The organism is Leptospira weilii, assembly GCF_006874765.1.
Lineage (GTDB): Bacteria > Spirochaetota > Leptospiria > Leptospirales > Leptospiraceae > Leptospira > Leptospira weilii.
Map to the genome: position 1 here is coordinate 588,173 of NZ_CP040840.1, position 11,828 is coordinate 600,000.

Genomic DNA, 11,828 nt, shown 5'->3' on the forward strand with positions numbered 1-11,828 from the left:
ATTTCCCGATTTGACTTAATTTTTGAGAACCGCTGTACTTTTGCAAAACCGACCGCTTATTTTCGAATATCATTTTCACGCGTCCGAGTAGTAATAACGAAGCACAGTAGTTCTAGTGGATAGGTATTAGATATCAGGGTTTAGGGTCAGGATATACTCATCTCTGTAAAATCGTTCATTTGAGCATAAATCCCGCGTTTAGACGCAGAATTTTAGACACTCTATTATGTAGAGATGAGTAGTGGATAGGTTTTAGGACCCTACACGCTACACTGAACCCTGACTCCTATCTACTGATCCCTAAAATCTATTGGCGCGAAACAGGTTTGGGATAAGTTTTAGATTCTTCCTTTGTCTTTGAGTCGTTTTCGTAGCGCTTTGGAAAGTTGTTTATCTTTCTGTTTCTTTTTTCTTGCTTCTTCGGAATCGATTGAAACTTTATAAGCTTGTAATTCTTTGATTAGTTTTAAGTAAGAAGAGTATCGTGCTTCGTCGATTTTACCGACTTTCAAGGCGGCCGCGACTCCACAATCCGGTTCTCCGTTATGCGAGCAGTCTTTAAAGCGGCATTCTTGCGCGGCGATTGCGATTTCGGGAAAGATTTCTTCCAGCTCCTCCTCGCCGCTTTCGGAAAAAAGACCAACCTCCCTAATTCCGGGATTATCCATGAGAATTCCGCCTGAAGGTAGAAGAAATAGTTCTCTGTGAGTTGTGGTATGTTTTCCGGTTCCGTCCGAAGATTTGACTTCCTTCGTTTTTTGAACTTGAGCGCCTAATAGAGAATTGATGATTGTGGACTTGCCTGCGCCCGAGGATCCTAAAAACGCGATCGTATTTTCTGGTTTTATAAAGCGGAGGATTTTCGAGATATGCGTCGAATCCAAAGCGGAAATCATTTCGACCGGAATTTCTCCGGCGATCGTTTTGATTTCTGAAAATCTTTGTTCGGATTGCTCGCAAAGATCTTTTTTGTTCAATACGATTGCCGCTGCTGCGCCGCTGATCTTGGCCAAGAATAAATAACGTTCTATCCTTCTCGGGCTATAGTCGTTGTCCAAACCCATGATCACGAGCAAAAGGTCGATGTTCGAAGCGATTGCCTGGAAACTTTTCCGTTTTCCCGGATTTTTTCTTCTTAAAAACGTTTTTCGAGGAAGGATTTTTTCCACGATACAAAGATCTTCTCCGTCGATTTCTCGAACGAGAACCCAATCCCCTGTCACGGTAAATTCTCCCGAAGACATCAAAGTTCCGGAGGGGATTCCTTTTTGTTCTCCGAATTCCGTTAGAATTTTTGAATGTTCTCCGTAGACAGATATGACCCGCCCAGGCTTTAAATTTTCAATGGATTCCGTAAGAAACGTTTCCGGCTTCCATCCGTAAGAGGCGAGAATTGAATTTAATTGTGACATACGATTCCTTCTGATTTTCAATCAAGATATATTCCGTTTCGGGCTTCGGAGCGTTTCGATTTTCAGAATAGAATCAAACAATCATATGCGTACTTTGATTCAAACCTGACTAACTTAAATCGTAAAGTCAACTAAAGAACGGACAAAATATTCGGAAGGAGTTCGTCTTGTATCGTTATTTTTCTTGCAATATTTTGCTTTTTTGAAAATGTTCTGCCAATTTAACCCAGGCAAAAACATTGATTCAGAAAATTTCCCAACCCATCGAAAAAATAAAAAGTCAATACAAAGCGGTCGTGATCGGATCCGGTTACGGCGGTGGAATCGCGGCATCTCGACTTTCCAGAGCCGGAATCGAAGTTTGTCTTTTGGAAAGAGGCAGGGAAATTAGACCTGGAGAATTTCCAAACAAGGAAATCTCAGCTTTTGAGGAAGTTCAAGCCAACTATGAAGACAAACATATCGGCTCTAAAAGCGGATTGTTTGACTTTCATTTTAACAAGGATATCAACGTTTTAGTCGGTTGCGGTTTGGGAGGCACCTCTCTTATCAACGCGAACGTAAGTTTAAGAGCGGTTCCCGAAGTGTTTCAAGATCCGGTTTGGCCGCAAATTATCCGTAAAGAAGCAAGTCAGCACGGAATGGATCCCTATTATTCACGTGCGGAAGAAATGTTAAGACCGAATATCCTTCCGAACAAATATAGAAATCTTTCAAAATACCAGGCTCTTAAAACTTCTGCCTCTTTTTTAAAAAAAGAATTCTATCCGACCCCGATTAACGTAACGTTCGAATCCAAAATTAATCACGTCGGAGTTAATCAAGAAGCTTGTACAAACTGTGGAGACTGTGTTACAGGCTGTAACGTTTCTTCCAAAAACACGACTCTGATGAATTATCTTCCGGATGCGGTTAACTTCGGAGCGCAAATTTTTACGGAAGTAAAAGTAACGTATATCGAAAAAAAAGAAAATTCTTGGCTGGTTCATTTTACTCCGCTTGGAGTTGACCGGGAAAAATTCAGCAAGGACGAATTGTTCGTCCGGGCCGATATTGTGGTTCTCGCCGCGGGTTCTTTGGGTTCTACGGAGATTCTGCTTCGTTCCAAAGAAAAAGGACTGACTGTTTCCGATGCGGTCGGAGTTCGATTTAGCGGGAACGGAGATATGTTAGGTTTTTCTTATAATGGAAATACCAAAATCAACGGAATCGGTTTTGGAACGAAAAAAACGAATGGAAACGCGAATGTCGGCCCTTGTATCACGGGAGTAATTGATACCCGTAAAGGCGCTCCTTTAAACGAGGGAATGATTATCGAAGAAGGTTCCGTCCCGGGTGCGATCTCCAGTCAATTATCCGCCATTTTCGCGCTCGGTTCTAAACTCACCGGAATCAAAACCAAAAGGGGATTCTTTCAATGGGTAATTGAAAAAATTAGAATTTTCTTAAGCTTTATCTTAGGGCCGTATCGAGGTGCGGTTCGAAATACTCAGACTTATCTCGTTATGGCTCACGACGGAAACGACGGAAAGATGTTTCTACAAAACGATCGTTTGAGAATTTCCTGGCCGAACGTGGGAAAGAAACCGATCTTCGAAAAGATCAGCACCATTTTAAAGGAAGCCACGGTACCCCTTCAGGGAACATATATTAAGAATCCGGTATGGAACCGTCTGACCGATCAGGACTTGATTTCGGTGCATCCTCTGGGAGGATGTCCGATGGGAGAGGACGCTTCTTTTTCCGTAGTGAATGAAAACTGCCAGGTGTATTCCGGCAAAAGCGGGACCGAAACCCATGACGGATTGTATATCATGGATGGTTCCGTGATTCCTAGATCTTTGGGAGTTAATCCTCTGCTTACGATTTGCGCGATTTCGGAAAGAGCGTGCGAGAAACTAACGGCTCAAAAAGAACTTAAGATCAATTACAACCTTCCTTCTTATCCTAAAAACAAAGGCGTTTCGGACGAAAAGGTTTTAGGAATCGAATTCACGGAATGTATGAAGGGCTTTTTTTCCACCCAATCTAAAGAGAACATGGAACGAGGTTATCAGATCGGGAAGGACGAAGGTTCTTCCATCGAATTTCTGCTTACGATCCGAAGCGAGAACTTGGAAGAGATGGTTGGCAATCCTGATCACAAGGCTACGTTATTCGGAACCGTAAAAGCGCCTTTTATTTCCAAAGACGTAATCACAGTCACAGGAGGGGAATTTTTACTGTTTATTTCCAGAGAGGACCGAGTCGAGACCAGAAACATGGTCTATCGTATGATTCTCAATACGGAAGAAGGTAAAAAATATCTTTTCGTGGGAGTCAAATGGATTCAAGACGACGGACTTACGAACATTTGGAGGGATACGAGTACTCTTTACACGACTATTTACGACGGTGAAACCGAAAATTCTCCCGTATTTGGAAAAGGAATTCTGCATATACTTCCGGAAGATTTTGCAAAACAGATGACTACGATGAAGGTCGTCAATTCTAAATCGATCCTCGACGAAGTCAAAGGATTGGCGAAGTTCGGTTCTTTTTTTGCGGGTGCGTTATACGACGTTTACGGAGGAGTCGCGAGTTCTATTGTTCCTTGGGATAAAGACGCAAGACCAAGAACGAAAAGACCCCTTCGAGTCTCTTCTCCCGAAGTTCATTTTTTCAAAGCCTCAGACGGAGCAGACTTAAGACTTTTAAGATATAAAGGCGGTAACAAAGGACCGGTTCTTTTATCGCCTGGGCTTGGGGTTTCCAGTTTGATTTTCAGCATCGATACCGTCGATACTAATCTTTTGGAATATCTTTTCGAAAATCGATACGACGTTTGGCTTTTCGATTATAGAACCTCAATCGCCCTTCCTTCGGCTCCTCTGCCTAACAGCGGAGACGTGATCGCAACGAAAGATTATCCTGCCGCGGTGAATAAGGTTCGAGAGCTTACCAAAGTAGATAAAATCCAAGTAGTCGCTCATTGTTTCGGCGCAACCACGTTTACGATGGCGTTGCTTGCGGGTCTGGAAGGAGTTCGTTCCGTGGTTCTTTCTCAAATTTCAGCGGATGTGGAAGTTCCTACTTCTATGGACATCAAAGTGGGGCTTCATACCGCGGAGATTTTGGATGCGCTCGGAATCGAAGACATGACGGCGTATACGAGCGATAAGGACGGATGGTTGGATAAGTTTTTCAATAGCGTTTTGGCGCTACAACCTCAGTCTCTTTTCTCTCACGATGTAAATCCGGTCAGTAGAAGAATCTCTTTTCTTTACGGAAGCCTTTATAGATTAGAAAATTTGAATGAAGAAACCTATCGATACGGTTTGGGAGAAATGTTCGGAGTTTCCAACATAAAAGCGTTTGAGCATTTGTCCAAGATGATCCGTGCGCACAAGGTTGTGAACTCGGAGGGAAAAGACGCGTATGTTCCGAATTGGGATCGACTTAATCTCCCAATCACGTTCATTCACGGAGCGGAGAATCGTTGTTATCTTCCGGAAAGTACGGAGCTGACTTACAAAAAACTGATCGATCGGTTCGATCCAAATCAATATAAGCGTCATGTGATTCCTGATTACGGACATATCGATTGTATATTTGGTAAAGACGCTCACAGGGACGTGTATCCTTTGATTCTTCGGTCCTTAAATCTGTATTGAAGAGTTTTTAATTTTATAAATAACTAATATAATTTCACGGAAGAAAGTATGTCAAAAGACAATATATACTACGACGCGATTGTAATCGGCTCCGGTTTCGGAGGTTCCATCAGCGCCTTAAGACTTTCCGAAAAAGGTCAAAAGGTTCTCGTTTTAGAAAGGGGAAAAAAGTATTCTCCGGGAGATTTTCCGCGGGACGTGCGCCAAACTGATAATCTCCTCTGGCGTTATCCTAAAAAAAGAAAATCCTTGGGACTTTATGAACTCAATTTTTTCAGCGGACTCGGAACCGTGACGGCTTCCGGTTTGGGAGGAGGGTCGCTCATCTATGCCAACATTCATATCCGTCCCGACCATAAGGTATTTGAAGATCCTCGCTGGCCTGCTCCGTTCAATCGAAACTATCTGGATCCTTATTACGATAAAGTCGCGGCCAAGTTCGACGTAAAGCCGGTTCCACCGGAGTGGGATCTTCCGAAAAGGAATAAATTTCGAGCCGCCGCGGAATTGAATCAGCACACTTATTTCGATCCGGATGAGGCCGCCAGCTGGCTAAAACCTTCTAGACCGGGGCAATCCACATGTGTACGTTGTGCGGAGTGCGAATTCGGGTGTAATCACGGGGCTAAAAATACATTAGATTTTAATTATATTGCGGACGCTCAAAAAAACGGGGCCGTATTTCAAATTAATTCTTTGGTTTCTCATATCGCTCCCGATCCGAAAAACGGCTATGTGGTTTACTACGAAAATACGGAAACCGGAGAAAAACGATCTGTATATGCCAAAAGAGTCGTTCTTTCCGCGGGAACGCTGGGAACCAATCGAATTCTTTTCAACAGTAGAGACAAATACAAAACCTTACCGAATCTTAGTAAACAGCTTGGAAAAGGATATTCCGGGAACGGGGATTTTCTGGGAGGGATCGAATCGAGTAAAACCGAACTCAAACCTTGGGATGGGCCGGACGTTACAACGGTAATCAATTATTTTCCGAAGGGATTTCAGTTTACGATGGCGGCGCCCACATTCAACCAACCCGTAATGACGGTACTCGCTTCATTAGGAATTTCTAAACCGAATTGGTTGTTAAGAATGATCGGTCCTCTTTTTTGGAAAAGTTTGGAATGGATTCTGCCTTTCGTATTTAAAAGGGGGCTGCTTTCAAAACCGTTGCCGCCGGGGCTTCCGGGTGCGGGCGACCCTACTTATATGACCAACTTATTTGCGATAGGAAGGGATAACGCAAACGGAAAAATCGTTCGTCGAGGTAAGAATATAGATGTGAAGTGGAAGTATTCGAAAGAAAATAAGACCCTCATCCAAAATATGACCACTTCCATGCAACAAGTTGGAGATGCATACGGCGGACAATTCGGACCGCTGGCAACCTTTTTGTTGTTTAATCGGATTATTTCAGTGCATTCTCTCGGGGGTTGTATTCTCGCCTCTAATCCGGATAAGGGGGTCGTGTCTGAAACCGGAGAGGTGTTCGGTTATAAAAATTTATTCGTCGCCGATGGATCGGCAATTCCATCTTCGATCGGATTTCACCCGGTAATGACGATTTCTGCGGTGGCCGAACATACGGCCGCTTCGATCTGTGCCGGACTATGATTCTGTGCGGAAAGTCTTGCGTTCGGCGATAATATTCCATATTTTTTGAATACAATAATAAAATAATGTGATTCGGGAATATACTTGAAAGATTTGAGGAAAAAATAAATCATTCCTTATACGGCAAATTCCGGAATACAAAAAGGATTAAAAATGCAACAAAATCAACTGTATATCGATCTTGGTATGTCTGAAAATCAGTACAGCCAGGAAGTTATAAAAGGACAACAGGTTTATACTCCGAGTTTTCTGAGGTTTTACGACCTTTTCGTCTTACATATCATTAGTAGATGGTTCTGGCGTTGTGTTCCGCAGAATATGATCGATTTATACAGTCGAAATCTAAGCGGTAATCATTTGGATATAGGAGTGGGAACGGGTTATCTTCTGCAAAAGGCGAAGTTTCCGGTTGAAAAGCCGATCATTTCGGTAATGGATCTGAATCCGAATACTCTGATAGAATCCAGAAGAAGGCTTTCCAAAATAGCGGGACAGTTCAACGCTTATAGGGCCAACATATTGGAACCGGTCCATATAAAGGAAAAATTCGACTCGATCGGATTGAATTTCTTATTTCATTGCGTTCCCGGGCCCATCCGAAAAAAAGCCTCAACCGCATTCGAGAATCTTTTGAAAATTCGCAAACCGAACGGAGTCATTTTCGGATCTACCGGCTTACACGATTTAGGTCAGACTCATTTTCTATCCAAAATCGGAATGAAAAAATTAAACCGAAGAGGAGTGTTTCATAATACCGAAGACACGCTTCCCGATTTGGAAGCGGCTCTCAAAGAGAATTTCAAAGAATATGAACTATATGTGATTGGTGCGATTGCTTTTTTTATAGGGAAAAAGGCGAAGTGAGAATTATAAGATGAGATTAATTCTGTAGATTTAATATTTTAACGTGAGTTCGGTATAACAAATGCGAAAGCAATTATTGTTGCGATCCGTAGATGTCCATAACCAACCCCACAAATTGAAAAGGTTTTTAGAATCAGAAAGATCAAAAACGCTCATTTTTCAAGTGTTCCGACAAGAATGAGACTTTTTACTTGCAAAAAATATGATTTTCTGATAGAGAAAAACCTCCCGAGCTTTTCCGCCTCCAGGCTCAATGATTTGCTCCCTAAGGGTCGCTCATCACCCCACCACCCAAACATCAGGGGAAACTCAGGCACAACGCTTCCTATGGGTCGCGTTGTGGGGTAAGTTTCACTGTCGGAATTCCGACGGATTTATCTTCGGGTTCAAGTATTTGTGAGTAAGGTTATGTTAGAGAGCAACACGTTATTTTAATATTCGTATAAGATGGAATAGGAGTCTGCAGAAATTGAAATAAAATTTTCAATCCGTAACTTATCACTATCTACGATTTTCCTAGAATCGATTGATGTATTCCATCCAATCAAATGAGCTTGAGAAAAATCGAAATCGTGGAATTGTTGGATCGTAAGCGCTTTCCGCGGAAAATCTTCGTTCGTTTTTCCTAAGAAAAACCGAGATTGATTTGGCTGTTTTAACAAACATTTCGCAAATAGAAAGATTCAGATGTTGATATTTTCCTTCGATAAATTTCGAAAGAATTCCGTTCGAAGTATTACCTATGATATCCAAAACTACGGTAGAACAACCTTCGGGATCGTTAAATACGTTAAAGTAAACGTCCTCATTTTGGAATTCTTTCGAATAATAACGCCATCTTCCCCCATTTCCGGCTTCGATCCTTGAAAGGAATTCTTCTCTGTCAGAAATCGAAAAAGTTTCCGTTTCGGACTCGATTTCGAATTCATACTCTATTAATTCATTCATTTTTTTGTATAAACGCAAGTGGTAATATACGTCAACATCTGGAAAGGCTTGGATCAGTTTTTTAGAAGTTACGATTGGCTTGCAAGGAACCGTTTCGAATACGATCATATAATCCGGTGTCATAAGAGTTGTTTCGCTTTCATTTCGGAGATTGGGATCGGCTCTGATATTGAAGTCTCTATCTGTAGCAGTAAATATTCTTTTATTATCCAATATGAATTTGTTAGAAAAAATCCTTCACGACAATTGATCGGACTACTCATCTCTACAGAATAGAGTGTCCAAAATTCTGCCTCGAAACGCGGGATTTGTGCTTAAATGAGCGGTATTCTATTTTATAAGGATCCTTGTAGTGATTCCTAATTTTCTAAGGTTTTGGATAAATTGGGAACAAATCTTAACCCCAAATGCTGGACTTTATAACGTTTCCGATAGACAAGCCGAATATTTAAATAATTTAATGTTTTGCTTTTTAGAAAATAGAGAAAAGAAAAACATCTTTAAGATGTATTACTTGAGCGGTGTTTGGGATTTATTCTTTTTAAAATATCTTTTATAAAATATTGTCTTTTTCAATTCGCGTATAGTAATATAGAAAGCAATTTATAGATTAGGAATGTTTAATGAAATTAAAGCGAAAATTTTTTCAAAACATACATAGGAAGCGGAATGAGTCTAAAAACGGAAAGTTTTTTATAAGTTGTTTCCTATGCTTATTTTTTCTAAACTGCATGCCTGATGAGCGACCAACTTATAATAGTTTTCTAATGCCTTTCTTCTTCACTCCGAAGGGTCAAAGTATAGAATTTACAAATACCAGTTCAATGAGAGTATCCGATTCTGACGAAGATCTGAATGTCCTCAGCTACAATCTTTTCTTATATTCGAAAGACGACCTATATTTCGGATATTGGGAAGAGGAAGAAAGGGCGGAACTTCTTGCAAAATCAAAATTTGTGAAAAATCAGGATGTCATTGTGCTCGGGGGAGCGTTCGATACAAATGCGCGAAATGTACTCCTAAACAATCTTCGTTTGGAATATTCTGATCAAACCGACGTAATCGGAAAAACTCGAGATGGTTGGAACCAAACTCTCGGAGATTTTAGACAAAACGTTAACAACGGAGGAGTTGTTGTTTTAAGCAAATGGCCTATTCAAGAAAAAATACAATATATCTTCAAAAATCATGGATGCGGTAATGACGCACTCTATGATAAAGGATTTGCTTACGTAAAAATTAAGAAAGGGGATCGGATAATTCATATCCTAGGAGTGGATACTCAATCGCAGGATTCTGCATGTTCTGATTTGGGAGTAAGCGCAAGAACCGATCAGATTACTGAAATCGGAGAATTTATCAATTCGAAACAAATATCGAAGAAGGAAATCGTGTTGATCGTGGGAAGTTTGAATGTAAATAAGGATAATAAATCTCATTATCAGAAAATGCTTACTATACTAAAAGCGAGCGAACCAAGTTATGCTGGAATTCCTTTTACATGGGATCCTAAAAAGAACAAAATCGCTGCTTATAATAATAGTTATTATTCTTGGAACTGGACCCCGAACTACGGAGAATATATACTTCTTTCCAAAGATCATTTTCAACTTCCGGTTTGGCAGAATTTAGCGTATGATCCTATTTCACCAACTACTTGGAAAAGAGCGGATGGATATGTAAGTTACGAATTTTCCGATCATTTTCCAGTTTACGGTTTTGTTTATGCTGATCCTTCCACTCCTACAAAGTCGGGGCACAGAAGAAAATACGATCAAGTTTCCTTAATAGCTAAATATACCGGAAAAACGGTTCAAGCGGATCATAATAGGCCGGATGGATGGCTGAAAGCGGATGGGTCTGCGGAGGAAAAGGGAACGGAATTTACAAAGTTCAATTTATTGCAAGAATACGATCCGGATTCGGATACCTTTTGTATGTTAAGCGGACGCGTCAGAATCGAGTCTTCTCAGTATTTAAATTATTTTTGGACTTGGTGGCTTCAAGGAGGAGCCGGTAACTATGCCTACTACCCCAAGTTTAATAATGGCTCCAAGCTACTCGAAATGATAGTAACGAATCAGGGATGTTTGGAGGATGGAGGTTCGGTCGTATTCAAAGATTTCGATACTTATGGGAAATATTATTATTTTCTTGTGGTTTGGGACAGAGGAAGTTGGAAAGACTATATCTATCTTTGGTATGAAAATGCCCAACCTAATTCATTCTTTAACGTTAAGCTAAATACCTCGCCCGAAAGAGATTGGAGTAAGGATTTAATTTATCGTAAACTTGGGGACAGGTTTCTTTTACCGTAACTGATTTGCGGATGCAGTAGGGGCCCCCGCCTTTTCAAATAAGATTCTTATGTTCCTGCGGCACTTTTATATAATAGAGTTGTTGAAAAGTTCAATAGTGGAGATAAACAAAGCTGCTCCAATCGTCCGTTTCAATGAAACAGAAACAGATGGAGAAGTAATTTTTCAACAACTCTAATTGTCTTTCACATTGGGAATTTGTCACAAAACCGTTCAATATGAGAGTTCCTATTTAACGTGAGTTCGGCGTAAGAAAGTTTGAGCGAATAAGAAACTAAATGTTACGACTCCCCTGAACTCAAGCGCAGAGCTTTCCTAAACTCAAATCTCGCTCCCGAAGGGTCGCGAGATAGGTCACTCTGCGGGCCGTCGTCGCAGCTCGCGAATTTCACCTTTTGTTATACCGAACTCACGTTAAATTAACTCAGGGCGTAATCTGTGGGAATTTCTTGCGTGTTATTACAAACTTGTTGAATGATTGAAGCGGATTTACTTTTAGGCTTTGAACGTACTTTGAAACAAAAATTCAAACGACTGAGCTTTTTTCCAAACGTTTTAAATCCGCCTTAGCTTCGAGTTGTTGTAGAATTCCCTTTGCGATCGAAATACGATTCTTATCTTCCAGAAGCAATCCGGCCTCATACAGCGCGGTCGCATATTCCCATTGATTCAACGTGTTGGACAAAAAGGATTCGGCTTTTTTAAAGATGGCTTTCGCACTTTTCCGATCTCCGTCGTGGAGTTTTAACTTTCCTTTGAGCATCAAAGCAGGGCCGTAAAGATAAGGAAGAGATTTCCCGAGTTTTAAACTGTGTTTTAAACCGTAATGAATCATTTTATCCAAGCTCTTATCGCCTAACTCTCTTTTCGCATAAAGAGCGGCTTCCGCGAGATAAACGTTTCCGATTTGAAGTTGAGGGAATTTCACTTCGCATTTTAGGAATCCAGCATAACTTCTTCTAGACCAATATGCGGCTTTTTCAGGCCAACCTTCTAACATTGCGAGCTTCAACAAT

Annotated in this window: 7 protein-coding genes (1 of these 7 cut by a window edge); 4 read left to right on the top strand and 3 right to left on the bottom strand. The window is 41.0% G+C overall.

Going from position 1 to position 11,828, the window contains the following annotated elements; all coding sequences use genetic code 11:
* Window positions 1-338: 338 nt before the first annotated feature.
* Window positions 339-1,412 (bottom strand): ribosome small subunit-dependent GTPase A, encoded by a 1,074-nt coding sequence (gene rsgA / locus FHG67_RS02870; protein WP_142499643.1) that lies wholly within the window; start codon window positions 1,410-1,412, stop codon window positions 339-341.
* Window positions 1,413-1,651: 239 nt separating this feature from the next.
* On the opposite strand from rsgA, the gene FHG67_RS02875 reads away from it, so the two are divergent.
* From FHG67_RS02875 to FHG67_RS02885, 3 genes are all read left to right on the top strand, one after another.
* Entirely contained in the window at window positions 1,652-5,065 is a 3,414-nt protein-coding gene (locus FHG67_RS02875; protein ID WP_004500201.1) for an alpha/beta fold hydrolase, read from the top strand.
* A 48-nt stretch (window positions 5,066-5,113) separates the two neighbouring features.
* On the top strand, window positions 5,114-6,682 hold the full coding sequence (locus FHG67_RS02880; RefSeq protein ID WP_002618405.1) for a GMC oxidoreductase: 1,569 nt from the start codon (window positions 5,114-5,116) through the stop codon (window positions 6,680-6,682).
* A gap of 153 nt (window positions 6,683-6,835) precedes the next feature.
* Window positions 6,836-7,546, top strand: coding sequence for a class I SAM-dependent methyltransferase (locus FHG67_RS02885; protein ID WP_004496437.1), 711 nt, complete (start codon window positions 6,836-6,838; stop codon window positions 7,544-7,546).
* A 516-nt stretch (window positions 7,547-8,062) separates the two neighbouring features.
* Here FHG67_RS02885 and FHG67_RS02890 read toward each other — a convergent pair.
* The gene (locus FHG67_RS02890) at window positions 8,063-8,617 is read right to left on the bottom strand and encodes a hypothetical protein (RefSeq protein WP_004500187.1); all 555 of its coding nucleotides are present in this window, start codon (window positions 8,615-8,617) and stop codon (window positions 8,063-8,065) included.
* A gap of 500 nt (window positions 8,618-9,117) precedes the next feature.
* Between FHG67_RS02890 and sph the strand changes: the two genes are divergently transcribed.
* A complete protein-coding gene (gene sph / locus FHG67_RS02900) occupies window positions 9,118-10,812 on the top strand; it encodes a sphingomyelin phosphodiesterase (protein WP_036075773.1) in 1,695 nt (564 codons plus the stop codon).
* Between the two features lie 526 nt (window positions 10,813-11,338).
* Here sph and FHG67_RS02905 read toward each other — a convergent pair.
* A protein-coding gene (locus tag FHG67_RS02905; RefSeq protein WP_061218997.1) for an adenylate/guanylate cyclase domain-containing protein crosses the window boundary here: on the bottom strand, window positions 11,339-11,828 show its 3' portion. 3,704 nt of this gene lie beyond the right edge of the window; only the last 490 of its 4,194 coding nucleotides appear in the window; its start codon lies off the right edge, out of view — the gene reads right to left on this strand; the stop codon is at window positions 11,339-11,341.

Bases quoted from the DNA above. Each gene is read 5' to 3' on its own strand.
- rsgA (WP_142499643.1), bottom strand. From the start codon at position 1,412: ATGTCACAATTAAATTCAATTCTCGCCTCTTACGGATGGAAGCCGGAA.
- FHG67_RS02880 (WP_002618405.1), top strand. From the start codon at position 5,114: ATGTCAAAAGACAATATATACTACGACGCGATTGTAATCGGCTCCGGT.
- FHG67_RS02885 (WP_004496437.1), top strand. From the start codon at position 6,836: ATGCAACAAAATCAACTGTATATCGATCTTGGTATGTCTGAAAATCAG.
- FHG67_RS02890 (WP_004500187.1), bottom strand. From the start codon at position 8,617: ATGACACCGGATTATATGATCGTATTCGAAACGGTTCCTTGCAAGCCA.
- sph (WP_036075773.1), top strand. From the start codon at position 9,118: ATGAAATTAAAGCGAAAATTTTTTCAAAACATACATAGGAAGCGGAAT.